Consider the following 25,309-nt stretch of genomic DNA (forward strand, 5'->3'; position numbering starts at 1 on the left):
GGGCACGATGTTGGGCATGACCAACCTCCCCGTTGACGGCACCCCCCTCGCCGCCGACCCACTGACCCGCGCGGTGCTCGAAATCGACGAGTACGCCGCCGGGCTCGGCTGGGACCAGCCCGCCCGACTCTTCGCCCTCGTCGACACCGCCAAGCTCCGCGCGCAGGAGCCCTCGCTCGCCGCCCAACTGGGCATCGACGAGTCCTCCGGCACCTCCCTGACCCCCATCGAGCAGGACGAGATCCCCGCCGGCGCCCCGCTGGACGAGTTCCTCGCCACCATCGCCTGGCCGGACGCCGTCGTCGGCTGCGCGCTCACCGTGGAGCGCCTGATGCTGCCGCCGTCCGCCGAGGAGGCCGAGCCGGCCGGCATGAGCGGGGAGCAGCTCGCCAAGTGGGTCGCCAAGCACCCGGACCGCCAGGAGGTGCGGATGACGGTGGCCGTCCTCCGGGACGGCGCCCGCGAGTCCGCGCTGCGACTGCGCGAGAAGGACTCCACCTCCGAGGTGCTGACCGGCAAGTCGCTGGTGCCCGGCCTCGCCGAGGCGCTGGCCGCGACCTTCGAGGAGTAACGGCCGCGGCGGGCCGCGCGGGCCCGCCGGCCGCCCCCGCTACCGGCCTGCCGGGCTACAGCTCGGCAGGCCGGCGGTGTCGTGGTTGCGGATCTTCTCCAGCGCCTTGACCGCGTCCTGAATGGAGCCGACCTTCACCAGCCGGAGGCCGCCGGGGGTGTCGTTCGCCGCGGCCGCGCAGTTCTCCTTGGGCGTCAGGAAGAACTCCGCGCCCTTGTCCCGCGCCCCGATCGTCTTCATCGAAATGCCGCCGATCGGGCCGACCTTGCCCTGATCGTCGATGGTGCCCGTACCGGCGACGAACTTGCCGCCCGTCAGATTGCCGCCCGGGGTGAGCTTGTCGACGATGCCGAGCGCGAACATCAGCCCGGCGCTCGGGCCGCCGACGTCGGCCAGCTTCACGTCGATGGGGAACGGGAAGATGTGGTCCAGCTGGGCCTGGATGCCGACCACCGCCCGGCCGCCGTCCGACGCCGTGGTGATCGCGAGCTGCTTGACGGGGACCTCGGGCCGCTTGCCCTTCTTCTCCGCCGCGGCCGCCTCCTTGGCCGGAATGATGGAGAAGACCACCTTCTCGCCCGGCTTGTGCTGGGTGACGAACTTGGCGACGTCGCTGGCCTGTTGGACGTCCTTGCCGTCCACCGCCTTGATCACGTCGCCGGCGTGCAGCACCCCGTCGGCCGGCTTGTCCTTCAGGACCGCCCCGACGACGGTCTGGGTGGCGACCGGAATGTTCAGTTCCTTGAGCGCGGCGACCTTGGCGCTCTCCTGGGACTGGCTGAACTCCTCGGCGTTCTGCTGGTCGGCCTGCTCGGCCGTCTGTCCCTCGGGATAGAGCGTCTTGTGCGGCACCACCGCGCTGTTCGGGTCCAACCAGCCGTAGACCGCCTCAAGGAGGTTCATGTTGTAGTCCGGCCCCGTGACCCGGACCGTGGTCATGTTGAGGTGCCCGGACGTCGGATACGTCTTCCGGCCGGAGATCTGCAGGACCGGCTCCCCGTTGTGCTCACCGAGGGTGTTGACCGTCGGGCCCGGGGACATCTCGGCATACGGGACGGGAATCAGCACCCCGGCGCAGAGCAGCGCGATCAGCATCAAGGTCGAGGCGAGCAGCGTCGCGGTGCGGCGTGGCATGGAACGACAGTACGGGACGGGTGCGACAACCGGCCCGCGGGGCCGTCCGTACGGGGGCGGGCGAGGGCGCCGGACCGGCCGCTACGACGTCAGGCCGGGTCGGAGGCGTGCTCGGGGGCGGTCGCGGCCGGGGCGTGCCCGCGCTCCATCGCGGCGCGGAACCGGGCGTAGCCCGCCAGTTCGGCGACGTCCCCGGAGCGGCGGTTGCGCATGGCCCAACTGCTCCACATCGCAGCGGCCAGACCGGCCAGCACCGGAATCAGCAGCCAGAGGAGCGCTCCCATGGCGACCTCCTACCCCTTGCGCACCCGCGATCGACAAATAAGCAGATTAACCATCTGCCACGTCAACGCTGGTCCCGAGGACGGGGTTACGCAACCGGAACCCAAGGCACCGGTTCGGCCGCATGGCCCGGGAGCGCGGGATACGCACTCGGCCTACGCACCCGGCCTACGCACCCGAGGAGAGCGCTACTCTCCCGCCCGTCGCCCGACCCCCACCCCCAGATGAAGGCGCTACGCGCCTACCCATTCCTCGGTCCCGTTCGAGAACGTCTGGTGCTTCCAGATGGGGACCTCGTGCTTGAGGTCGTCGATCAGCTTGCGGCAGGCCGCGAACGCCTCGGCCCGGTGGGGGCAGGCGACCGCGACGACCACGGCCAGATCGCCGATGGCCAGATCGCCCACCCGGTGAACGGCGGCCAGCGCGCGGACCGGGTAGTCGGCGACGACCTTCTCGGCGATCCGGCGCAGCTCCGCCTCGGCGGACGGGTGCGCGGAGTAGCCCAGGCCGTCCACGTCCGCGCCGCCGTCGTGCGAGCGGACGGTGCCGACGAAGAGGGCCGTGCCACCGGCCGATTCGTCACCGACCGCCGCGAAGACCTCGTCCACGGACAGCGCGGCGTCGCGGATCTCCAGAAGCCGGATGGGGTCCTCGGCGGCCTGCTCACCAGGGTGGTCGCGGCCGGTGCGGGAGTGCGTGCCAGACATGGTCCCATCGTGCCGTACCGGGAGGGCACCGCGGAATGGCCGTTTCCACCGGGCGTCCGCGGCCGCGTATGGAGGCTCGTACAGTCCCGTGGCCCCGGTGGCCGAGTCGGGCGGGTGTACGGGCGGACGGAGGGTCCCGATGGGTGGCGTCAGATGCGGCGACGGGCCTTGCGTGCGCGGCGGACCAGGGCCGCGGTGCCCAGGAGGGCGACGGTGGCGCCGGCGGCGCCCGCGGCGGTGGCGTCCTTGCGGCCGAGCCGGCGGCCGGCGACGGTGTGCCGCCCGGCGACCTCCTCCAGCAGTTCGGCGAGGACCTCCTCGTTGGTCCACCGGGGCCGCCAGCCCGCGTCGTGCAGCCGACTGCCACTGACCACCCAGGGGTGCATGGTGTACGCCAGGTCTCCGGCGGGCGACGGCGTCAGGCCGATCCGGTGCAGCCGGGCGGCGGCGCCCAGCGCCACCGAGGACGGCAGCTCCATCCGCCGGATACCGGAGAGCTCCTCGACCTCCTCCTGCTCCAACCAGCCGTCGCAGCCCACCGCCAGCTCGCCCTCGACCTTCTCCAGGGCGGCGTACTCCAGGGCGCTGACCAGGTCCTCCACGTGGCAGAACTGCCAGGCGGGGCGGGAGCCGGCGACGACCAGGAGGCGCGGCGACTCGAAGTAGCGGGTCAGCGCGGTGTCGGTGCCGCCGACCAGGACGACGGGGCGGAGCACGGTGACGTTCAGGCCCGGGTGGGCACGGGGGGCGCGGCGCGCCAGGTGCTCGATCTCCAGGAGGTCGCCGACCCCGGTGGCGTCCGCGGTGGCGCGCAGTTCGGCGTCCTCGGCGAGCGGGACGTCGTTGTCCGGCAGCGCCCCGTAGACCATCGCGGAGGTGCACAGCACCACCCGGTGGACGCCGGCGGCCGCGGCGGCGGTCAACACGGTCTGGGTGCCGCGCACGTTGTAGGCGGTGCGGGCCGCGGCGTCGGTCTCCAGGTCGAGGTCGAGCGCGAGATGGACGACGACGTCCGTTCCGCGCAGTTTGTCGGCGATGGCGGGGTCGCGGACGTCGAGGACGTGCCACTCCGCCTCGGCGACCTCACCGACCCGCTCGTCGATGGCCACCACCTGCTTGACCTCGTCGGACGCGACCAGGGCGCGGGTCAGCAGCGCGCCGACCCCGGAGGCGGCTCCGGTGACGGCGACGACGGGGCGGCGCAGCGGCCGGCCGGCGTCGGACGGGCCGCGGTCGGCCTGTTCTGTTGTGGCGGCAGCGTTTCGCGCTGCGCGAACGGTCGGATCTGGGGAACTCACCGGGCGTCTCCAGCGGTTGTCTTCAGTGCGGGCGCGTCTGACGCGTTCGCACCAGGTGGCGTCCATCCTGCCGCAGCCACCGGGACAGCGAAGCACCGAGCCCCAGGGCGGGGCGAGTGTCTACGCTGGAGGTGATGTCGGGCAGCCGCCGTCGGCGTAGGGCCGGCGGCCCTACGAGCCGAGGAAACCCGTGAGTGACACCCCATTTGGATTCGGCCTTCCGCCGGAGGAGCCGGAGGACGGCGACAACGGCAAGCAGAAGGGCGGCCAGGGAGGTAGCCAGGGCCCCGCGAACCCCTTCGGGTTCGGCGGCGGGAGCGGCGACGCGAACAATCCGTTCGCGGCGCTCTTCGGCGGCATGGGGGGACCCGGCGGCCAGATGAACCCTGGCGACCTCGGCGCCGCCTTCCAGCGCCTCGGCCAGATGCTCTCCTACGAGGGCGGCCCGGTGAACTGGGAGATGGCCAAGGACATCGCGCGGCAGACCGTCGCGCAGGGCGCCGAGGACGGCAGCAAGGACGCCAGCGTCTCCCCCGGTGAGCGCTCGGCGGTCGAGGACGCCGTACGGCTCGCGGACCTCTGGCTGGACGGCGTGACGTCGCTCCCGTCCGGCGCCGGCACGGTGGTGGCCTGGAGCCGCGCCGAGTGGGTCGAGGAGACCCTGCCGGTGTGGAAGGACCTGGTCGACCCGCTCGCCGAGCGGGTCGGTTCGGCGATGGGCGACGTGCTGCCCGAGGAGATGCAGGCCATGGCGGGCCCGCTGCTCGGGATGATGCGCTCCATGGGCGGCGCGATGTTCGGCACCCAGATCGGGCAGGCGCTGGGCGTGCTGGCCTCCGAGGTCGTCGGTTCGACGGACATCGGGCTGCCGCTGGGCCCGGCCGGCAAGGCCGCGCTGCTGCCGGCGAACGTCACGGCGTTCGGCGCCGGGCTGGGCGTCCCCGAGGAGGAGGTGCGGCTCTACCTCGCCCTGCGCGAGGCCGCCCACCAGCGGCTGTTCGCCCATGTGCCGTGGCTGCGCTCGCACCTCTTCGGTGCCGTCGAGGGCTATGCGCGCGGCATCAAGGTCGACACGACCAAGCTGGAGGACGTGGTCGGCCAGCTCGACCCGCAGCACCCCGAGGAGCTGCAGAACGCCCTCCAGCAGGGCATGTTCCAGCCCGAGGACACCCCGGAGCAGAAGGCCGCGCTGGCCCGTCTGGAGACCGCGCTGGCGCTCGTCGAGGGCTGGGTCGACGCGGTGGTGCACGCCGCGGCCAAGCCGCACCTGCCGTCCGCCGACAAGCTCCGCGAGACGCTGCGGCGGCGCCGGGCCACCGGCGGTCCGGCCGAGCAGACCTTCGCCACGCTGATCGGCCTCCAGCTCCGCCCGCGGCGCCTGCGGGACGCCTCGCGGCTGTGGGCCTCCCTGACGGACGCGCGGGGCCTGGACGGCCGCGACGGCCTGTGGGAGCACCCGGACATGCTGCCGACGGCGGCCGATCTGGACGACCCGGACGGCTTCGTCCACCACGAGCACCCGGACTTCTCCGAGCTCGACAAGATGCTGGGCGAGGCGGCGTCCGGTGCGGGCCCGGACCTGACCAAGCGGTCCGGGGACGCCGGCGAGGCACCGTCGGACGGCACCAAGGACGAGGGCGGCGCACGCGGCCCCGAGGACGAGGGCAAGGGCGGCGGCGCCCAGTGACCCTGCGGGAGGACTCGGCGCGGGTGCTCAAGGAGTGGCCCGCGCCGTCGGCCGACCAGGAGCGGCTGCGGCTGGCCTATCTGGACCACCTCGCGGCCCATCAGGACGGCATGTGGAAGCCGTGCAAGGACGGGCACCTCACCGCCAGCGCGCTGGTGATCGACCCGGAGGGCGGTCGGGTGCTGCTCACCCTGCACCGCAAGCTGGAGATGTGGCTCCAGATGGGCGGCCACTGCGAGCCCGAGGACGCCTCGCTGGCCGACGCGGCGCTGCGGGAGGCGCGCGAGGAGTCCGGGATCGCGCGCGGGCTGACGCTGCTGGGCGGTGCGCCCGTGCGGCTGGACCGTCACCAGACGCCCTGCGCCGTGCACTTGGACGTCCAGTACGCCGCGCTGGCGCCGCCGGACGCGGTCGCGGCGATCAGCGACGAGTCGCTGGACCTGCGGTGGTTCCGCTACGACGAGGTGCCCTCGGTGGCCGATGCGTCGGTGGTCAACCTGGTGGCGGACACCCGGGCACTGCTGTCGGCGACATCGTGACGCCGCCGCACGCCATTTGACGTAGCGTCAGTTACGTCAACTCCGGCGCCCGCCCCCAACGGGGCGGGCGCCGGACGCATTTGGGGCCGGGGCGGGGCCGCCGCGTGCGCGCCGGTCAGCGACCCCGGTGCGGGTGGCCCTGCGGGGCGCCCGGGCCCGCACCCGGTTCCTCTTCGGGGTGCCACTGCCCGCCGGCGCCCTCGGGAGCCGGCGCGCCCTGCCCCGGATACGGGGCGTAGGGCGCCCCCGGGGGCGGCGGCTGCTGGCCCGGCTGGCCGTACGCACCGGGCGGCGGCGGGAGCGGCACCGGCGGCCCCTGGGGCGCGGCGTACCCACCGGGCGGCGGGGGCGGCGACTGCTGGCCGTACGGAGGCGGCGGAGACTGCTGACCGTATGGCAGCGGAGGCTGCTGACCGTATGGCAGCGGCGGAGGCTGTTGGCCATACGGGGGCGGCGGGGGCGGCTGCTGGCCGTACGGGGGCAGCGGCGGGGGCTGTTGGCCGCCGGGCACCTGGCCGTACGGGGGCGGCGGGGGCGGACCCGGCACGCCGACGACCGGCGGCGGGGGGAGCGGCGGGGGCGGCGCCTGAACGCCCGGGGGCGGCGGCGTCCCGCCCGGCGGGACCAGCGGCGCAACGAGCGTCGGCGCGCTGTGGATCTGCGCGGCGGCCGGCTGGGGCAGCGGGGGCGGGGCCGACTGCGGCTGGTACGGCGCCGGTTCGCGCGGATCCGGGGTGGTCGGTGCCGGCCCGGGCACCCCCTGCGCGGTGACGGGCGGTGCCGGGGGTGGGACGGGCCCGGGATCGGGTGTCGGGGCGGGGACGCCCTGTGCCGTGACGGGTGGCGCCGGAGCCTCGCCTGCGGGCCCTGTCGCTCCCTCGGTGCCCCCGGTACCCTCGCCCCCCTCCAGTACCTCGCCGCCGAAGTGCGTCAGCAGCGACTCCAGGCCGCCGTCGAAGCCCTGGCCCACGGCGGCGAACCGCCAGACGTCCTTGAAGTAGAGGTCACCAAGCATCACCGCGCGCTCGGTGCTGAACTCGGCGCCGGTGAAGGGGTATCGGGCCACTTCCCGGCCACCGGCGACGATGCGCAGGAAGCCCGGCCCGATCTGCGACATCTGTCCGTCACCGTCGAGGGTGGCGGTGAAGGTCAACTTCCGCACCTGCGGCGGGACGCGGTCGAGGGCGATCCGGAAGGACTCGGTGTCGCCGCCCTGCGCGCCGAGCAACTGGATGGCTTCTTCGGGCGACTTGGGCTGGTTGTAGAAGATGAAGTAGCGGTCGTCGGACAGCCGCTCGTCGGCGTCCAGTCCGAAGCAGCTTATGTCGACGACCAATCCGGGACCGGCGATCTGCACGCCGACGTACAGCTCCCGTTCCGTCGTCAGATCGGCAAGCCTGGCCTTGTGGCCGCGCTGGAATTCCCTGGCCATGGACACCGGCCCTCCCCCGCCCTCGCGTTGAATCCGTACCCTCGCCAGGCTAACGGCTGGTACGGACAACGGGCCTCCCCGGTGCGCGCCCCGGGGCCTTCGGACCCGTCAGCGGCGGCGGGCGGCCGGCAGATGCGGCAGCCGGTCGGCGGCCACCACGCCTTCGAGGTAGCCGCGGGCCCGTTCGGTGCGCGGGTAGGACTCCAACAGGCGCCAGAACTCCGGCCCGTGGCCCGGGACGAGGAGGTGCGCCAACTCGTGCAGCAGGACGTAGTCGATGACGTACTCGGGCATGCCCTGGAGGCGGTGCGACAGCCGGATGCTGCCCTCGGCCGGGGTGCACGACCCCCAGCGGGTGTTCTGGTTGGTGACCCAGCGCACCGACCCCGGCCGGGCCCGCCCGTCGAGGTACTGCTCGGAGAGCCGCTCGGCCCGTTCGGCCAGGTCGCCGTCGCCCAGCATCCGCTTGCTCTCCTGGGCGGCGAGCTTGTCCAGCATCACCGAGACCCAGCGCTGCTCCTCGGACTGCGACATCCGGGCCGGGATCAGGACGATGGTGCGGTCGCCCTCGCGGTACGCGGAGACCGTCCGGCGCCGTCGCGCGCTGCGCCGCACTTCGACCGCGCGGGCCGGTGGGCTCGGCTCGTCCCGGCGCGGGCGGTCGGCGGCGCGGCGCAGAGGCGTCTCCCCGGATCCGCGCGGGGAAGGGTCGGCGGGCACGCGCCCGACGTTACCCGTTGGCACTGCGGGAAGTCCCGCCCCTCGGACGGTTCGCCACCTGAACGCCCCCGGCGTGCACGCGTTGTACGACGAATGACCGCCGCCTGTGGATAACTTCCGCCGCGCTCGGGCGCTCGGCGCATGCTGGAGTCCGGTCGAGAACGAACGGGGGCGGAAGACATGCATCCGATGCTCAAGCCCGCGCTGCGGCGCGGTTGGCGGGACCGGGAGACGGTGTGGTTCGGGGTGGCACCGGCCCATGCGCGGTCGGTCGGGCCGGTCGATGTGGCGACCGGCTGCTTCATCGAGTTGCTCGACGGCACGCGCTCGCTGCCGCAGCTGCTCGACGAGGCGGTGGCGCTGGACGTGCCGCCGGAGCGGGCGCGCGGGGTGGTGGAGCGGCTCGGCGCGGCCGGGCTGTTGGAGGCGCCGACGGCGGACGGGCCGGCGGCGGACGCCCTGCGGGCGGACGGCGCGGCCACCGAGCGGTTACGGGCGGATCTGGGCGCCCTGTCGGTGCGGCAGCGCGGGGGCGCGTCGGGACCGCTCGCGCGGATGGGGGCGCGCGGGTCGGTCCGGGTCAAGGTGAAGGGGGCGGGGCGGGTCGGCGCGCAGCTCGCGGCGCTGCTGTCGGCGTCGGGGGTCGGCCGGGTGGACGTGGTGGACGGCGGCACGGTCGCACCCTGGGACGTGGTGCCGGGCGGGCCGGCGGCCGGGCAGATCGGCGAGCGCCGGGCCGAGGCCGCCGGCCGGTTGGTCCGGGAGTCCTCCCCGTGGAGCGGCCGGGCCCGGTCCGGTGCCCCGGTCACCGAGTCCGGCGAGCCCGGCATCTCCCTCGTGGTGCTCGCCCCGCGCGACGGCCTCGGCGCCTTCGCCCCCGATCCCGTGCTCGCCGAACCGCTGCTCACCGCCGGCATCCCGCACCTCTACGCGGGCGTGCTGGAGGGCACCGGAGTGGTGGGCCCGTTGGTGGTGCCCGGCGTCTCGGCCTGTGCCGGCTGCGACCAACTCCGGCGCACGGACGCCGAGCCGGCCTGGCCGCGGCTGCTCGCGCAGTGGCGCTCGGGGCGCGGCACCCCGGCGGTGCCGGCCTGCGACGCCGCGTTGGCCACGGCGGTCGCGGGGCTCGCCGCCGTCCAGGCGCTGGCGTTCCTCGACGGCGAACCACCGCCGTGCACGGGGGCGCGGATGGAACTGCCGCTGCCGTGTGCGAGCGTACGGACGGTGCGGATCGCCCCGCATCCCGACTGCGGCTGCGGTGCCGCCGCGGAGCGGGGCGCGGCGGACGCCTCGGTTCCTCGGCCGCGACACGCAACAATGACCGGGTAACCCCGGTAGGGGACGGTGTGAGTTGGAGGGGCGCATGTCTGATCTTCCCCGCAAGGCGGTCACCCGCACCGCCAAGCTGGCCGCGCTGCCACTGGGGTTCGCCGGCCGTGCCACCTGGGGCCTGGGCAAACGGCTCGGCGGCCGGTCCGCCGAGATCGTCGGCCGCGAGCTCCAACAGCGCACCGCGGAGCAGCTCTTCAAGGTGCTCGGCGAGTTGAAGGGCGGTGCGATGAAGTTCGGTCAGGCGCTGTCCGTCTTCGAGTCGGCGCTGCCCGAGGAGATCGCCGGCCCCTATCGCGCGGCGCTGACGAAGCTCCAGGACGCGGCGCCGCCGATGCCGACGAGCACCGTGCACGCCGTGCTGGCCGAGCAACTGGGCACCAACTGGCGGGAGCTGTTCGCGGAGTTCGAGGACAAGCCGGCCGCGGCGGCGTCCATCGGGCAGGTGCACCGGGCGGTGTGGCACGACGGCCGCGAGGTGGCCGTCAAGGTGCAGTACCCGGGGGCGGGCCCGGCGCTGTTGTCGGACCTGACGCAGCTCAGCCGGTTCGCCCGGCTGCTCGGGCCGCTGATCCCGGGCATGGACGTCAAGCCGCTGATCACCGAGTTGCGCGACCGGGTCGCGGAGGAGCTGGACTACTCCCTGGAGGCCGAGGCCCAGCAGGCGCACGCCGCGGAGTTCGCCGCCGATCCCGACGTGGTAGTGCCGGTGGTGGTGCACCAGGGCGACCAGGTCCTGGTGACGGAGTGGTTGGCGGGGGTGCCGCTGTCCGAGGTGATCGCCGACGGCACCGAGGAACAGCGGGACCGGGCCGGGCAGTTGCTGGCGCGCTTCCTCTTCTCCGGCCCGGCGCGCACCGGCCTGCTGCACGCCGATCCGCACCCGGGCAACTTCCGGCTGCTGCCCGGGGAGTCGCCGGACGGCCCGGTGGCGGAGTGGCGGCTGGGCGTCCTGGACTTCGGCACCGTCGACCGGCTGCCCGACGGGCTGCCGCCGACGATCGGCGCCTCGCTGCGGATGGCGCTGGACGGCGAGGCGGACGCGGTCTACCGCATGCTGTGCGAGGAGGGGTTCGTCAAGGAGTCCATCGCGCTGGATCCCGACGCGGTGCTGGAGTACCTGCTGCCGATCATCGAGCCCGCGCAGGCGGACGCCTTCACCTTCACCCGGGGCTGGATGCGCCAGCAGGCGGCCCGGATCGGCGATCTGCGCTCCCCCGCCCACCAGTTGGGCAAGCAGCTCAACCTCCCGCCCTCCTACCTCCTGATACACCGGGTGACGTTGAGCACCATCGGGGTGCTGTGCCAGTTGGGGGCCACGGTGCGGCTGCGCGACGAGTTGGAGGCGTGGCTGCCGGGCTTCCTGCCGGACGCGTACGAGGAGGACGCGGCGGCGGAGGAGGACGCGACCGGCGAGGACGAGGTCGGGGCGAGCGCGGCCGCGCGGGAGGCGGGCGCGGACGGCGCCGCCGGGAGCCCGGCGGAGCGCCCGGCCTGACCGTCACCACCAGTCGGAGTCCAGCCGACCCTCGATGGCACGGATGTTGTCCCGGGCGCAGCGGTCGCAGAAGTACCGGCGTTCGCCGTTCTCGACCGAGCAGCTCCAGGTCGGCGGGGAGCCCTCGGCCACCGCGCCGCAGCGCGCACACACCGTGCCGTCGACCGTGCCGTCGGAGGTCAACTCCGCCTGTTGCCGCGTCTGATGCGTCTTCTGGTCCACCATCCGACGATATCCCCGCAGGAGTCGTGAACCGGGACGCAACGCAGTACGGGGCCCGTCCGGTCGAACGGGCCCCGTGGCGCGGGCGGTTCAGTGCGCGGTGCCGGGGTGTCCGGTCACTGCATCACGGCCATGGCCAGCGCCCGGCGGGCACGCAGCGACGCGCGCTCGGCGCGCCGCTGCATCCTCCGCGCGGCGGCGAGCCGATGCCCCCTGCGTTCGGACTCGGCTTCCTGGAGGCGTTGCTCCACATGAGCCCTGGCCAGGGCTTCTGGCATGAGTTGCATGGCGAGGTTCCTGTTCTGACGCGACTTCAGCGCGCCGGAGTTCGCGGGTGCGGGGGTTTCGGTGAAAGACGGGGTCATCGTGGGGTCCTGCTTCTGGGGGTCCCGGGTGGCGGGACGGTCGATCGTTCCTGTGCGCGCGGTGCTCATGCCACGACCGGGTTCTTGCGCGGACGGCCCCGCGGACGCTTGCGCGGTACGACGACGCCCTGGACGAAGAGCTCACCGCCCCACACGCCCCACGGCTCGCGGCGGTCCTTGGCACCGGCCAGGCAGGCCTCGCGCACCGGGCAGGTCTGGCACAGCGTCTTGGCGTACTCGACGTCGGCCGGGGACTCGGCGAAGAAGACCTCGGGGTCGTAGGTGCGGCAGGGGACGGCGGTGCCGAGGCGGTCGATCTCGTCGTCGAGCTCGGTGAGGGGCAACAAGGGGTTCTCCTGGAGGTCAGGCGGAGGGATCAGGTCGGTGGCTGACGGGGTGTGCGTCTTGAGTTGCACTGGTGTGTGTTCCTCGTCTGTTGCGGCCCTGGGTGGCGGGCGCGTTGGGCAAAACAAAAGGACCGCGGATCCCGGTGTGGGTTCCGCGGCCCTGGAAGGTGCCGACCTGATCGCCGATCAGGCTGGATCTCTCCAGGGTTCGAGGCCGCGGTAGGCCCACATGTCGTGCTGGTACTGCTTCCGGGATTCGGCACCATGGGCCGCCGTCACGAGGGCAAAGGAATTCGCCGTCGTTACCGCTGCCGCGGGTGCCTCGGTCGGTCGCGCGACGCGCTCGCCCGCCGTCGGGACGGCGAGGGCCTCGGGACGCGCGACCTCAATACCGGACAGGCGGCCGGAGCCGGACAGACCGGTACCAAGGAGCGAAACGCCGAGAGCGCAGGGGGCGACGACCGAGAGATCGGTCATTTTGTTGGTCTCAATGAAGCTGATCACGGGGTCTCGCCTCCTCTCGGCGTCTTTGGGGACCGGGAAAATCCCGATCCGGGCGTTCAAGTACAGCACGGATCCATCGGATCTCGGAAGTTCCGTCGTTTCCGTTGCTCCCGCAGGCTATGGGGATGCGCTCCGCGCGCGCAAACTATTTTTCCAACGAGTTTTCCGCGCCCTCCGCGCGCCCCCCTGCGGCGCCCTCACCGGGCTCCTCACCGGCGCAGATCGCCAGGACGTCGGTGCCGAAGCGGTCCAGCTTGCGGCGGCCCACGCCGGGGATGACGGCCAGTTCCTCGGCGCTCGCCGGGACGGTCTCGGCGATGGCCATCAGGGTCTTGTCGGTGAAGACGCAGTAGGCGGGCTGGCGGGTGACCGCGGCCTGCGCGGAGCGCCAGTCCCGCAGCCGCTCGTAGAGCCCCTCGTCGAGCTCCGAGGGGCAGTCCTCGCAGCGCATCAGCTTCATCTCGCCGGGGTCGGTCAGCGTGCGGTTGCAGACCCGGCAGCGGGCGGGGCTGCGGTGCGCGCGGCGCGGCCGGTCGGGGACGGCCGCGGCGCGACCGCGCTCGACGCCGCCGGCGGACGGGCCCCCGGCGGCGCGGTAGCGGGACCCGCCGGAGCCGGGGCGCAGGCCGTCGAGGAAGCGGCTGGCGCTGCGCGAGGGCCGACCGCCGGGCGAGCGGGCCAGCGACCAGGACAGCGTCAGCCGGCGGCGGGCGCGGGTGATGCCGACGTAGAGCAGCCGGCGCTCCTCCTCGACCTGCTCGTCGGTGCGGGCGTGGTGGATCGGCACCATGCCCTCGGTGAGGCCGACCAGGAACACCGCGTCCCACTCCAGGCCCTTGGCGGCGTGCAAGGAGGCGAGGGTGACGCCCTCGACGGTGGGGGCGTGCTGGGCGCCGGCCCGCTCGTCGAGTTCGGCGACGAGGTCGGCGAGGGTGGCGGTGGGGCGGGCCCGGGCGAAGTCCTCGGCGAGGCGCACCAGGGCGGCGAGCGACTCCCAGCGGTCGCGGACGGCGCCGGAGCCGGCCGGCGGCTGGTCGGTCCAACCCATGTCGCTGAGCACCGCGCGCACCTCGGACGGCAGGCCGGCCGCGCCGTCCAGCAGGGTGTCGTTGCCGCCGAAGCGGGCCGCGCCGCGCAGCTTGACGCCGGCCTCGCGCACCTCGGGCCGCTCGAAGAACCGCTCGGCGCCGCGGAGTTGATAGGGCACGCCGGCGTCGGCGAGGGCCTGTTCGTAGACCTCGGACTGGGCGTTGATGCGGAAGAGGACCGCGATCTCGCTCGCCGGGATGCCGGCGGCGATCAGGTCGCGGATCCGGCGGGCGGTGCCCTCGGCCTCGGCGGGCTCGTCGGCGTACTCGGTGAACGCCGGCTCGCCGTCGGGCTCGCGCTGCGAGACCAGCTCCAGGCGGTGCTCGGCGGCGCGGCCCCGGGCCCGGGAGAGCAGGCCGTTGGCGAGGTGGACGACCTGGGGGGTGGAGCGGTAGTCGCGGACCAGCTTGACGACCGTGGCGTGCGGGTGACGGACCCGGAAGTCGAGGAGGTGGTCGGGGGTGGCGCCGGTGAAGCTGTAGATGGTCTGGCTGGCGTCGCCGACCACGCAGAGGGTGTCGCGGTCGCCCAGCCACAGGTCCAACAGCCGCTGCTGGAGCGGGCTGACGTCCTGGTACTCGTCGACGACGAAGTGCTGGTACTGGGCGCGCACCTGCTCGGCGATGTCGTGCCGGTCCTGGAGGACGCCGACCGTGAGCAGCAGCACGTCCTCGAAGTCGATGGTGCCGCGGTCCCGCTTGAGCTGTTCGTACGTGGCGTATATCTGGCCGATCTCGGCGGGGTCGCGGGGGGCCTCGCGGCCGGCCTTGACGACCGCGGCCGGGTAATCGGCGGGCACGGTCTGGGTGACCTTGGACCACTCGATCTCGCCGGTGACGTCGCGCAGTTCGTTGCGGTCGAGCTTGAGGCGGCAGCGGGCGGCGGCCTCGGCGACCAGCGGGCCCTTGCGGTCCAGCAGCCGCGGCAGCTCGCCGCCGACCGCCCGGGGCCAGAAGAACTGGAGCTGGCGCAGGGCCGCGGAGTGGAACGTGCGGGCCTGCACGCCGGCCGCGCCGAGCTGTCGGAGCCGGCCGCGCATCTCGCCGGCGGCGCGGGCGGTGAAGGTGACCGCGAGCACGCTGGCGGGCTGGAGGATCCCGGCCCGGACGCCGTACGCGATGCGGTGGGTGATCGCGCGGGTCTTGCCGGTGCCGGCGCCGGCCAGGACGCACACCGGCCCCTGCAGGGCCGTGGCGACCTCGCGCTGCTCGGGGTCGAGCCCGTCGAGCACCGCGTCGGCCGTCGCCGGAACCTGCGGGAAGAGAGTGGCGTCCGTTGCTGCTGTCACCCCGCCATGCTGCCAGGTCCGCGGGGGCACCCGAGAACGTCGTCCACAGCGCCCGGGAGCGGTCGTACCGGTGGGCGCTGGTGGGGACGGCGGTGGCGCGGCGGCGGGCCGATCGGGAATGGTTGGGGGCCGGTGGGCGTTGTGCTCATCGGTGCCACGGTGTCGGAAGGACGCGCGTGGCACGTGATCACAATCGAGACGACCCCCGAAGGAGCGCAGGGCACATGGCGGGCACTGTGACGATGTACAGCACGACCTGGTGCGGTTACTGCCGTCGGCTGAAGGGCCAGATGGACCGCGAGGGCATTGCCTACACCGAGATCAACATCGAGCAGGACCCGGAGTCCGCAGCGTTCGTGGAGAAGGCCAACGGCGGCAACCAGACGGTGCCGACCGTGCTCTTCGCCGATGGTTCGACGCTGACCAACCCGTCCCTGGCGCAGGTCAAGGAGAAGGTCGCCGCGGCCTGAGGGCCCGGCGCACCACCATGGCGGGGCCGCCGACCGGTCCGGTGAGGGAGCCGGTCGGCGGCCCGATCGCGCCCGCGGCCCGGGCCGTGCGGCTCAGGGCCTGGGCAGCGGCTTGCCGTACCACTTCTCGATGAGCCGCGCGGCGATGGAGATGCCGTAGGGCGGGAGGACCTCACCGGAGGCGAAGGCGGCGGCCAGGTCGTCGCGGGAGAACCACCGGGCCTCCTCGATCTCCTCGCCGTCCACCTGGATCTCCGAGGAGGTGGCGCGCGCCATGAATCCCAGCATCAGGCTGGAGGGGAAGGGCCAGGGCTGGCTGGCGACGTACTCGACGTCGCCGACGACGACCCCGGCCTCCTCGTAGACCTCGCGGGCGACCGACTGCTCGATGGACTCGCCCGGCTCGACGAAGCCGGCGAGCGTGGAGAAACGCCCCTCGGGCCAGTGGACCTGGCGGCCGAGCAGGGCACGGTCCTGGTCGTCGGTGACGAGCATGATCACGGCCGGGTCGGTGCGCGGGTAGTGCTCGGCGCCGCAGGCCGGGCAGCGGCGGATGTGGCCGGCCGCCGCGATGACCGTCCGCTCGCCGCAGCGGGAGCAGAAGCGGTGCATCCGCTGCCAGTTCTCCAGCGCCACGGCGTGCACCAGCAGACCGGCGTCCCGCGGGGAGAGCAGCATCCCGGCCTCGCGCAGTCCGGCGGCGCGCGCGGACTGGTCAAGGCGGCCGGGCAGCGCGTCCTTCTGGAGCGCGAAGTAGCTGACCCCGTCCTCGTCGGTGCCGAGGTAGTAGCGGTGGGCCTCGGTCAGCGGCGCCTCGAAGGACGGCGTCATGATCAGTTCGGTGCGGCCGTCCGGGGTGTCGTCGATCAGCGCCTGCCCCCCGGACACGACGAAGACCCGCGTCGTCGGGTGGCTCCAGGCCGCCGCCAGCCATGCCTCGTCCAGACGGTGGTGGGCACTGCGGTCGACGCCGCTCGGCGCGCTGAAGGTGATCGGCCGGTCGGCCGTGCGGTCGGTCCAGGTGGTCACTGCTGTTTCCAACTCCCCCTATGGCGTGGGTGATTGCTGCGTGCGGCGCGGAGCGGTACGGCGGTGCGCGCGGGTCAGGACGGGCGCCAGGCGTCCGCCAGGTCGCCCCAGAGGTGGGCGGCGGTCTCGACGCCCTTCATCAGCAGGTCGAGCTCGACCTTCTCGTTCGGCGCGTGCCAGCCGTCGGAGGGCACCGAGATGCCCAGGAACAGGACCGGGACGCCGAGGACGTCCTGGAGATCGGCGGCCGGGCCGGAGCCGCCCTCGCGGGTGAAGCGGATCTCCGTCTCGAAGGCCCGGCCCATGGCACGGACCACGGACTGGAGCGCGGGGTGGTCGAGCGGGGTGAGGCAGGGGCGGGTGGCGCCCCAGAAGGTGATCTCGTGGCGGATGCCGGCCGGGAGCCGCTCGGCGACCCAGGCGCGGACGGCCTGCTGGACGGCGTCCGTGTCCTGGCCGGCGACCAGCCGGAACGAGAGCTTCAACTGGGCCGAGGACGGGACGATGGTCTTGCCGCCGGGGCCCTGGTAGCCGCCGGCGATGCCGTTGACCTCGGCGGTGGGACGGGCCCAGATGCGCTCCAGGGTGGTGGCGCCGGCCTCGCCGAGGGTGGCGTGCGAGTGCGCGGTGCGCAGCCAGCCCTCCTCGTCGAAGGGCAGCTCGGCGAAGAGCTCCCGCTCGCGGTCGGTGAGCTCGATCACGCCGTCGTAGAAGCCGGGGACGGCGACCCTGCGGTCGGCGTCGTGGAGGGCGGCAGCGAGCCGGGCCGCCTCGGTGGCCGGGTTGGGCACCGCGCCGCCGAACGATCCGGAGTGGATGTCCTGGTCGGGCCCGTACAGGTCGATCTGACAGTCCGTCAGCCCGCGCATGCCGGTGCAGACGGTGGGGGTGTCCCTGGACCACATCCCGGTGTCGGAGACGATCACCGCGTCGCAGGCCAGGCGGTCGGCGTGCCGCTCGATCAGGGCCGGGAAGTGCGGCGAGCCGGACTCCTCCTCGCCCTCGATGAGCAGCTTGAGGTTGACCGCGGGGGCGGTGCGGCCGGTCGCGGCGAGGTGCGCGCGGACGCCCAGGGTGTGGAAGAACACCTGTCCCTTGTCGTCGGCGGCGCCGCGGGCGTACAGCCTCCCGTCGACGGTCTGCGGCTCGAAGGGGTCGGTGTGCCAGCCGTCCTCGCGGGCGGCGGGCTGGACGTCGTGGTGGCCGTAGACGAGCACGGTGGGGGCGGACGGGTCCCCGGCGGGCCACTCGGCGAAGACCGCGGGCAGTCCCCCGGTCTCCCAGACCTCGGTCACCGGGAAGCCGGTCTCGGCCAGCTTGGCGGCGAGCCACTCGGCGCTGCGGCGCACGTCGGCGGCGCGGTCGGGGTCGGCGGAAACCGAGGGGATGCGCAGCCACTGGGCGAGGTCGTCGAGGAAGGCGTCGCGGTGGCCGGCGATGTACGCGCGGACGGCGTTGTCCGGGGTGGTGCTCATACGCCCGAGCCTATCGGCCTTCCGGGGGATACCGGCCGGCGGTCTCGCCCCGCAAGATCCGCTCCAGCCCCTCCCGGCCTGGTAGTCGGGCCGGTCTGACCACTTCCCCGGTGCGGACGAAGAGGAACGCGGCGCCGACCTCGGACGGGGCCAGGCCGTACCGCTCGGCCCAGGCCAGGCGGTAGACGGCGAGCTGGAGGGGGTCGGCGCCGCCGGCGCCCGAGGGGAGGTTCCGGCCGGTCTTCCAGTCGACGATCTCGAAGCGGTCGCCGTCCGGGCCGGGCTCCTTGTAGACCGCGTCGATCCGGCCGCGGATCACCCTTCCGGCGAGCGTCATACGGAACGGGACCTCCACCCGGAACGGGGCCCGCCGGGCGTACGGGCTGCGGGCGAACGCCTCCTTGAGCGCCTGGAGGTCCTGCTCGTCGGCGATCTCCGGCTCCTCGCCGGGCTCGGCGCCCGGGAGCTCGTCCGGGCCGAGCAGCGGCAACGGCAGCTCCTCGAAGCGGGACTGGACCCAGGCGTGGAAGCGGGTGCCGCGGCGGGCGGCGCGCTGCGGTGCGCGCGGCATCGGGCGGGCCAGCTCGCGGGCGAAGCCGTCCGGGTCGGCGGCGACCTGGAGGAGCTGGGTGGCGGTGAGCGAGGCCGGGAGCGGGACATCGCGGACCCGGGCGCGGGAGCTGCGCAACTCGGCGGCCAGCGCCGTCAGATCGCGGTCCCAGGACGCCGCGAGGCGACGCTCCTCGGGGAGCAGCGGGGGGTCCTGCTGGCCGGCGGTGCCGTCGGGGGCGCCCGCGACGGCCGTCCCGTCGACAACGCCTTCCAGGGTGGCCGGGTCGGGCTCGGCGGAGCGCTGGGCGATGAGGCGGGGGCGGCGGCCGTCGGCGTACGGCTCGGCGGCCGGGGCGTCCGCCCCGTACGGGGGCTCGCCCTCGTGCGGGAACCCGTCCTCGTACGGGGCCTCCTCGTACGGGTCGTCCTCCGGGGGCGGCGGGAACGGATCGTCCTCGTAGGCGGCCGTCCACTCCTCGTCCTCCGGGGGCGGCGGCCACTCCGGGTCGTACCCGGGGGCCGGGGGTGCCGGGGCGGCCTCCGGGGACTGGTGGGCGAGGTGGGCGCGGACGGTGGCGGCGGCCGCGCGGCGGCGGGCGGTGGCGTCCTCGTCCAGGGGCAGCGGCCAGGGCCGGTCGGCGGCGGCCTCGGCGAGGGCGGGGTTCTCGGCGCCCTCCTCGGGCTGGTCGGCCCAGACCTCGATCTCGCCGTGGCCCGCCTCGCAGTGCTCGCGCAGCGCCGTGAGGAAGGCGGACGGGCCGCGCGGGCGCTTCTGGCTCGGGCCCCACCAGTGGCCGGAGCCGAGGAGGAGGGAGCGGGGGCGGGTGAACGTGACGTAGCCGAGGCGGAGTTCCTCGGTCTCCTGGTGGTGCCGCATCGCCTCCTTGAAGTCCTTCACCCCGCGGGCGGTCCACTCCCCCACCTCGGGCAGGGTCGCGGCGTCCCCGCGGAGCGGGTGCGGCAGCACCTTGGCGCGGCCGGTCCACGACTCGCGGGCCTGCTCGCTGGGGAACTGCTTGGTCACCAGGCCGGGCACCGCGACGACGTCCCACTCCAGGCCCTTGGACTTGTGGGCGGTGAGCACCTTGACGGTGTTCTCGCCGCCCGGGAGCGAGCTGTCCAGGCCCTTCTCGAACTGGACGGCGGTGCGCAGGAAACCCAGGAAGGCGAGCAGGGTGGCCTCGCCGTCGAGGGCCGCGCCGCCCTCCTTGGCGGCGAAGCCGGCCGCGAGGTCCAGGAAGGTGCCCAGGGTCTCCCGGCGGCGGGCGGCCAGGGCGTGCGGCGAGGCGGACAGCTCGACCTCCAGGCCGGTGACGGCCAGGATCCGGTGCAGCACGTCCATCAGCGGGTCGGCCAACGCGCGCCGCAGATCGCGGAGTTCGGCGGCCAGCCGGGCGAAGCGGACCCGGGCCTCCGGGGAGAACGGCAGGCCGTCGTCCGGGCCGCCGGCCTCCAGGAAGGTGTCCAGCGCGTCGGCGAGGGAGACCGTCTCGGCCGGGTCGACGCCCTCGACGGCCGCGGCCAGGCGGCGCTCCGGGTCGTCGTCGGCGGGGGTGCCGGGGCGGGCCAGGGTGCGCGCCCGGCGGCCCAGCAGGGCCAGGTCGCGCGGGCCGATCCGCCAACGGGGGCCGATCAGCAGCCGCACCAGGGAGGCGTTGGCCGTCGGGTCCTGGAGGACCTCGCAGACCGCGACCAGGTCGGCGATCTCGGGGAGGTGGAGCAGCCCGGAGAGGCCGACGACCTCCACCGGGACGTCCCGGGCCACCAACTCGCCCTGGATCTGCGCGAAGTCGGCGGCGGAGCGGCACAGCACCGCGATCCCGCCGGGCGGGGTGCCGGTGCGGACCAGGTGGGCGAGGGAGTCCGCGAGCCAGGTGAGCTCCTCGGCGTGGGTGGGCAGCAGGGCGCAGCGGACCTGGCCGTCCCGCTCGGCGCCGGGGGCCGGGCGCAGCGCCTCGACGCCGGCGTGCATCGCGCGCAGCGGGGCGGCCAGGCCGTTGGCGAGGTCCAGGAGGCGGCCGCCGCTGCGACGGTTCTCGCTGAGCGCGAAGCGGCGGGCCGGGGTGCCGTCGGCGAACGGGAAGTGGGCGGGGAAGTCGTCCAGATTGGCGACGGAGGCGCCGCGCCAGCCGTAGATGGCCTGGCAGGGGTCGCCGACGGCGGTGACCGCGTGCCCGGTGGCGGGACCGGCGCCGGCGCCGAACAGGCCGGCGAGCAGCAGCCGTTGGGCGACGGAGGTGTCCTGGTACTCGTCGAGGAGGACGACGCGGAACTCCTCACGCAGCAGCGCGCCGACCTCCGGGCGGGTGGTGGCCAGCGTCGCCGCGAGGGCGATCTGGTCGCCGAAGTCCAGCAGGTCGCGGCGGCGCTTCTCGCGGCGGTAGGCGCCGACGAGGTCGAGCAGCTCCAGCCGGCCGCGGGCGGCCTCGGGGACCTTGCGCAGATCGGCGTTGCTGAGCTTGGCGCGCTCCAACTCGGCGAGCAGCGCGGTGTCGTGGGCGTGCAGGGCGGGCGGGTCCACCAGGTGCTCGGACAGCTCGCCGTCGAGGGCGAGGAGGTCCTCCACGAGGGTGGGCAGCGAGGTGGTGAGCGAGGGATACGGGCCGGGGGCGGCGCGCAGGGTGCGGGCGGCGAGCTGGAAGCGGGTGGCGTCGGCGAGCAGGCGGGCGCTGGGCTCCAGACCGATGCGCAGGCCGTGGTCCTTCAGGAGCTGGCCGGCGAAGGCGTGGTACGTGGAGATCCGCGGCTCCCCGGGGGGCTCGGCGCCGGCGGCCACGCCCGGGAGGGGGTCGGGGTCGGTGACGCCGGCCGCCAGGAGGGCCGCGCGGACCCGCTCGGCCAGCTCGCCCGCCGCCTTGTTGGTGAACGTCAGCCCGAGGACCTGCTCGGGGGCGACCTGGCCGGTACCGACCAGCCACACCACCCGCGCGGCCATCACCGTGGTCTTGCCCGAACCGGCCCCGGCCACGATGACCTGCGGGGCGGGCGGCGCCGTGATGCACGCCGTCTGCTCCGGGGTGAACGGGATGCCCAGCAGCTCCTTGAGCTGCTCGGGGTCGGTGAGGTGAGCTGCCACATCGGACACCGTAACGGCCGCCACCGACAGTCCCGCCCCGGCCGCCGTCGGCGCAGGTCAGCGCGGTACGACGGCGGGTGTGGGGCGGCTCACTCGACGATCTGCCGGCCCTCGGGGCGCGCGCTGCAGGAGGCCCGGAAGGCGCAGTGCGTGCAGTGCGCGCCGGTGGTCGGCGTGAAGCGCTCCTCCAGGACGCGGCCGGCGGCGGTGGCGAGCAGCTCGCCGACCCAGTCGCCCTCCGGCGGCGGCTGCGCCTGGACGGCCGGGAACGCCTCGCCGCCCTCCTTGCGGGGCGCGCCCAGCCGCAGGTGGACCAGCTCGGCGCCGCCGGCCTCCGGCCGCTGTCCGTCGAAGGCGTCGTCGAGGGCGCCCTCGCGGACCGCGAGCTGGTAGACGGCGAGCTGCGGGTGGCGGGCGACCTCGGGGCCGGTGGGCTTCTGCTTGCCCGTCTTGAAGTCGACGACGTAGGCGCGGCCCTCGGCGTCGCGCGCGACGTGGTCCATGCTGCCGCGGATGCGGACCTCGTAGGCGCCGGCGGCGAGGGTGACGTCGAAGCCGTGCTCGGTGGCCACGGTGTCCCGGCCGAGGCTCTCGCGCTCCATGACGTGCCAGCGCAGGAAGCGCTCCAGGGCGGCGCGGGCCTGGTCCTTCTCCTGGCGGGACTTCCAGGGGGCGTCGAAGGCGAGCGCGTCCCAGACGGAGTCCAGGCGCGCCATCAGGACGGTCAGGTCGGCCGGAGTGCGCCCGGAGGCGACCTCGTCGGCGAGGACGTGGACGACGTTGCCGAAGCCCTGGGCGGCGGTGGCCGGGGCGTCGGCCTTCACCTCGCGCCCCAGGAACCACTGGAGGGCACACGTGTTGGCCAGTTGGTCGAGGGCGCTGCCGGAGAGCACCACGGGGCGGTCGCGGTCGCGCAACGGGACGGAGTTGTGGGTGGGCTCTTCCAGCCCCCACCAACTGTCCGGGTGCGCGGCCGGCACCAGGGGGTGGCCCTCGTCGTCGCGCAACGCGGCCAGCCGGGCCAGCCGTTGGGCGGCGGCGTCGCGCAGCGCGGGACCGGCGTCCGGGTCGACGGTGGTGGCGCGCAGTTCGGCGACGAGCGCGGCGACGGTCAACGGCCGGCGGGGGCGGCCGGTGACGTCCTGGGGGGTGACGCCGAGTTCGGTCAGGAACCGGGACGGCTGGTCGCCGTCCTCGGCCGCGGCCTTGACGGCGGTGACCACCAGGCGCTCGCGGGCCCGGGTCGCGGCCACGTAGAACAGCCGGCGCTCCTCGGCGAGCAGGGCACCCGGGGTGAGCGGTTCGGCCAGGCCGTCCCGGCCGATCCGGTCCGCCTCCAGGAGGGAGCCGCGGCGGCGCAGGTCGGGCCAGAGTCCCTCCTGGACTCCGGCCACCACCACGAGCCGCCATTCCAGGCCCTTGGCGCGGTGCGCGGTCATCAGACGGACCGCGTCCGGGCGGACCGTACGGCGGGTGAGGGTGTCCGCGGCGATGTCCTGGGCGGCCAGCTCCTCCAGGAAGTTCCGGGCACCGCGGCCGCCGGTGCGCTCCTCGGCGCGGGCCGCGGTCTCGAACAGGGCGACCACCGCGTCCAGATCGCGGTCGGCGTTGCGCCCGGCGGCCCCGCCGCGCCGGGCGGCCCGCTCCAGCCGGGCCGGCCAGGGGGTGCCGTTCCACAGCTCCCACAGCGCCTCCTCGGCCGTCCCGCCGCCGGCGAGCAACTCCCGCGCCTTGCGCAGCAGCAGGCCGAGCCGCTGGGCGCCGCGGGCGTGGCCGGGGTCGTGGGCCACCAGCCGCTCGGGCTCGGCCAGCGCGCGGGCGATGAGCTCGTCGGAGGGCGGCGGCACCGGGTGGCCGGCGGCCCGCTCCTCCTCGCGCAGCGCCCGGCCCAGCCGCCGCAGATCGGCCGCGTCCAGCCCGCCCAACGGGGAGCTCAGCAGGTCGATGGCGGTCTCGGGATCGACGCGGAGGGCGGCCGTCCGCTCGGACGCGACGTCCGCGGGGTCCGGGGCCTCCGGTGCCGAGTCCAACGGTGCGGCGGACGCGGGCCCACCCGGTACGCCGGCCGCCACCCGCAGCGCCGTCAACAGCGGCGCGACGGCCGGTTCGTGGCGGAGCGGGAGGTCGTCGCCGTCGATGTCGAGGGGGATCCCGGCGGCGGTGAGCGCACGGCGCACGGCGGGGATCGAGCGCCCCCCGGCGCGCACCAGGACGGCCATCTCGCGCCAGGGCACGCCGCGTTCGAGGTGGGCGCGGCGCAACAGGTCGGCGATGTTGTCGAGTTCGGCCCCGGGGGTCGGGTAGGTGAAGACCTCGACCCGGCCGCCGTCCCGGACGGGGGCGGGCTCCCGGTGGGCGCGGACCGCCTCGGCGGGGAGCCGGGTGAGCGGCATCCGGCGGGTGAGCAGGCGGGTGGCGGCCAGCAGCGCGGCGCCGGCGCGCCGGGAGGTGCGCAGCACGGCCACCGGGGCGGGGGCCCCGTCGGCGCGCCGGAAGGTCTCCGGGAAGTCGAGGATGCCGTTGACGTCGGCCCCGCGGAAGGCGTAGATCGACTGGTCCGGGTCGCCGAAGGCCAGCAGCGTGCGGCCCGGGGAACCGGGGGCGGCCGGCGCGCCCCGGTGGCCGGCGAGCGCCCGCAGCAGCCGCACCTGGGCGGCGTCGGTGTCCTGGTACTCGTCCACGTAGACCGCGTCGTAGGCGCCGACCAGTTGGGCGGCGACCTCGGGGCGCTCGGCCAGCAGCACCGCGCGGTGCACCAACTCGGCGTAGTCCAGCACCCCTTGGGCGTCCAGGACGTCGAGGTACTCGGCTAGGAAGGCGGCCGCGGCCCGCCAGTCGGGGCGGCCGGTGCGGCGGGCGAAGTCGCCCAACGCGTCGGGTCCCAGGCCCAGTTCGCGACTGCGGGCCAGCACCGCGCGGACCTCGTCCGCGAAGCCCCGGGTGGTCAGGCAGGCCCGCAGCTCGTCCGGCCAGCCCACCCGGGCGCGGCCGTCACCGGCCAGCTCCGCCTGGCCCTCCAGGAGCTCGCGGACGACCAGGTCCTGCTCGGGGCCGGACAGCAGCCGCAACGGGTCGGCGAAGAGGTCGGCGTCCTGGTGACCGCGGACCAGGGCGTAGCAGAAGGAGTGGAAGGTGGTGGCCTGGGGGGCGTCGGGCCGGCGGGCGGCGGACGGCCCGCCCCCCTCGTCGGCCAGGCGGGCGGCCAGCCGGTCCCGGAGGGCCACCGCGGCCTTCCGGCTGAAGGTGAGGACGAGGATCCGCTCGGGGTCCGTCCCCGCCCGCACGCGGCGCACCACCGACTCCACCAGCGTCGTGGTCTTGCCCGTCCCCGGCCCGGCGAGGACCAGCAGCGGCCCCTGCCGGTGCTCCACCACGGCGCGCTGGGCGGCGTCCAGGGCCGGCGGCGCGGTCCGCTCCGGCGGGGTGCGCACCAGGCGGTACGCGCCGGGGGCGCCCCGCCGCGCGGCCTCGCGGGGCTGCGCCGACGGAACGGCCGGAAGGGAGGAGCTCAACTTGATCGCCGGTCCTGGGAGGGAGGTGCTGGTCGGGGTGCGGACGGTGCCGCCGGTGCGCCGGGCCCGTCCGGGCGTCCGCGGCGGGACGCGGCCGGGGCGACGGCCCCATCGACCGTACCGGGTCGGGCGGCCGGCCCCCGAGCGCGTGCCCTGGAGCCCGTCCGAACCCTGACCCGTCGG

The 25,309-nt window shown here is 74.8% G+C and carries 20 protein-coding genes and 1 pseudogene; 6 read left to right on the top strand and 15 right to left on the bottom strand.

Going from position 1 to position 25,309, the window contains the following annotated elements; translation table 11 throughout:
• Nucleotides 1-16: 16 nt before the first annotated feature.
• The gene (locus ACIQU6_RS02930; protein WP_403479844.1) at nt 17-571 is read left to right on the top strand and encodes a PPA1309 family protein; all 555 of its coding nucleotides are present in this window, start codon (nt 17-19) and stop codon (nt 569-571) included.
• 39 nt (nt 572-610) lie between these two features.
• Here ACIQU6_RS02930 and ACIQU6_RS02935 read toward each other — a convergent pair whose 3' ends face one another.
• From ACIQU6_RS02935 to ACIQU6_RS02950, 4 genes are all read right to left on the bottom strand, one after another.
• Entirely contained in the window at nt 611-1,705 is a 1,095-nt protein-coding gene (locus ACIQU6_RS02935) for a PDZ domain-containing protein (protein ID WP_403479845.1), read from the bottom strand.
• Nucleotides 1,706-1,794: 89 nt separating this feature from the next.
• Nucleotides 1,795-1,989 carry a hypothetical protein gene (locus ACIQU6_RS02940; RefSeq protein WP_403479846.1) on the bottom strand — a complete coding sequence of 65 codons (195 nt, stop codon included), beginning with the start codon at nt 1,987-1,989 and terminating at the stop codon, nt 1,795-1,797.
• A 231-nt stretch (nt 1,990-2,220) separates the two neighbouring features.
• A complete protein-coding gene (locus ACIQU6_RS02945) occupies nt 2,221-2,694 on the bottom strand; it encodes a molybdenum cofactor biosynthesis protein MoaE (protein WP_403479847.1) in 474 nt (157 codons plus the stop codon).
• A 149-nt stretch (nt 2,695-2,843) separates the two neighbouring features.
• Entirely contained in the window at nt 2,844-3,992 is a 1,149-nt protein-coding gene (locus tag ACIQU6_RS02950) for an SDR family oxidoreductase (RefSeq protein WP_403479848.1), read from the bottom strand.
• A 190-nt stretch (nt 3,993-4,182) separates the two neighbouring features.
• Between ACIQU6_RS02950 and ACIQU6_RS02955 the strand changes: the two genes are divergently transcribed.
• Nucleotides 4,183-5,679 carry a zinc-dependent metalloprotease gene (locus ACIQU6_RS02955; protein ID WP_403479849.1) on the top strand — a complete coding sequence of 499 codons (1,497 nt, stop codon included), beginning with the start codon at nt 4,183-4,185 and terminating at the stop codon, nt 5,677-5,679.
• Entirely contained in the window at nt 5,676-6,218 is a 543-nt protein-coding gene (locus tag ACIQU6_RS02960; protein ID WP_403479850.1) for an NUDIX hydrolase, read from the top strand. Before ACIQU6_RS02955 ends, ACIQU6_RS02960 begins: the two co-directional genes overlap by 4 nt.
• A gap of 304 nt (nt 6,219-6,522) precedes the next feature.
• Here ACIQU6_RS02960 and ACIQU6_RS02965 read toward each other — a convergent pair.
• Both ACIQU6_RS02965 and ACIQU6_RS02970 read right to left on the bottom strand, forming a co-directional pair.
• Nucleotides 6,523-7,650, bottom strand: a pseudogene (locus ACIQU6_RS02965) (TerD family protein); the annotation flags it as partial.
• Between the two features lie 108 nt (nt 7,651-7,758).
• Nucleotides 7,759-8,370, bottom strand: a complete 612-nt coding sequence (locus ACIQU6_RS02970) for a M48 family metallopeptidase (RefSeq protein WP_403479851.1) — start codon at nt 8,368-8,370, stop codon at nt 7,759-7,761.
• A gap of 189 nt (nt 8,371-8,559) precedes the next feature.
• Here ACIQU6_RS02970 and ACIQU6_RS02975 point away from each other — a divergent pair, with 189 nt between their 5' ends.
• Both ACIQU6_RS02975 and ACIQU6_RS02980 read left to right on the top strand, forming a co-directional pair.
• Nucleotides 8,560-9,699, top strand: a complete 1,140-nt coding sequence (locus ACIQU6_RS02975) for a TOMM precursor leader peptide-binding protein (protein WP_403479941.1) — start codon at nt 8,560-8,562, stop codon at nt 9,697-9,699.
• A gap of 34 nt (nt 9,700-9,733) precedes the next feature.
• Entirely contained in the window at nt 9,734-11,197 is a 1,464-nt protein-coding gene (locus tag ACIQU6_RS02980; protein WP_403479852.1) for an ABC1 kinase family protein, read from the top strand.
• Between the two features lie 3 nt (nt 11,198-11,200).
• Here ACIQU6_RS02980 and ACIQU6_RS02985 read toward each other — a convergent pair whose 3' ends face one another.
• From ACIQU6_RS02985 to ACIQU6_RS03005, 5 genes are all read right to left on the bottom strand, one after another.
• The gene (locus ACIQU6_RS02985) at nt 11,201-11,422 is read right to left on the bottom strand and encodes a hypothetical protein (RefSeq protein WP_403479853.1); all 222 of its coding nucleotides are present in this window, start codon (nt 11,420-11,422) and stop codon (nt 11,201-11,203) included.
• 113 nt (nt 11,423-11,535) lie between these two features.
• On the bottom strand, nt 11,536-11,853 hold the full coding sequence (locus tag ACIQU6_RS02990; protein WP_274913414.1) for a hypothetical protein: 318 nt from the start codon (nt 11,851-11,853) through the stop codon (nt 11,536-11,538).
• On the bottom strand, nt 11,850-12,200 hold the full coding sequence (locus ACIQU6_RS02995) for a WhiB family transcriptional regulator (RefSeq protein WP_403479854.1): 351 nt from the start codon (nt 12,198-12,200) through the stop codon (nt 11,850-11,852). The genes ACIQU6_RS02990 and ACIQU6_RS02995 overlap by 4 nt, the downstream gene beginning before the upstream one ends.
• A gap of 117 nt (nt 12,201-12,317) precedes the next feature.
• Nucleotides 12,318-12,635, bottom strand: a complete 318-nt coding sequence (locus ACIQU6_RS03000; RefSeq protein ID WP_274913416.1) for a hypothetical protein — start codon at nt 12,633-12,635, stop codon at nt 12,318-12,320.
• A gap of 145 nt (nt 12,636-12,780) precedes the next feature.
• Nucleotides 12,781-15,012 carry an ATP-dependent DNA helicase UvrD2 gene (locus ACIQU6_RS03005; protein WP_403479855.1) on the bottom strand — a complete coding sequence of 744 codons (2,232 nt, stop codon included), beginning with the start codon at nt 15,010-15,012 and terminating at the stop codon, nt 12,781-12,783.
• 224 nt (nt 15,013-15,236) lie between these two features.
• Here ACIQU6_RS03005 and ACIQU6_RS03010 point away from each other — a divergent pair, with 224 nt between their 5' ends.
• Entirely contained in the window at nt 15,237-15,482 is a 246-nt protein-coding gene (locus tag ACIQU6_RS03010) for a mycoredoxin (RefSeq protein WP_274913419.1), read from the top strand.
• Nucleotides 15,483-15,575: 93 nt separating this feature from the next.
• On the opposite strand, the gene nudC is transcribed toward ACIQU6_RS03010, so the two are convergent.
• From nudC to ACIQU6_RS03030, 4 genes are all read right to left on the bottom strand, one after another.
• Nucleotides 15,576-16,511, bottom strand: a complete 936-nt coding sequence (nudC, locus tag ACIQU6_RS03015) for an NAD(+) diphosphatase (protein ID WP_403479856.1) — start codon at nt 16,509-16,511, stop codon at nt 15,576-15,578.
• A 74-nt stretch (nt 16,512-16,585) separates the two neighbouring features.
• Nucleotides 16,586-17,986 (bottom strand): dipeptidase, encoded by a 1,401-nt coding sequence (locus ACIQU6_RS03020; protein WP_403479857.1) that lies wholly within the window; start codon nt 17,984-17,986, stop codon nt 16,586-16,588.
• A gap of 10 nt (nt 17,987-17,996) precedes the next feature.
• Entirely contained in the window at nt 17,997-21,614 is a 3,618-nt protein-coding gene (locus ACIQU6_RS03025; RefSeq protein WP_403479858.1) for a UvrD-helicase domain-containing protein, read from the bottom strand.
• An 89-nt stretch (nt 21,615-21,703) separates the two neighbouring features.
• Nucleotides 21,704-25,126, bottom strand: coding sequence for an ATP-dependent helicase (locus tag ACIQU6_RS03030; protein WP_403479859.1), 3,423 nt, complete (start codon nt 25,124-25,126; stop codon nt 21,704-21,706).
• Nucleotides 25,127-25,309 lie beyond the last annotated feature (183 nt).

This window comes from Streptomyces sp. NPDC090442 (genome assembly GCF_044769405.1).
Classification (GTDB): Bacteria; Actinomycetota; Actinomycetes; order Streptomycetales; family Streptomycetaceae; genus Streptomyces.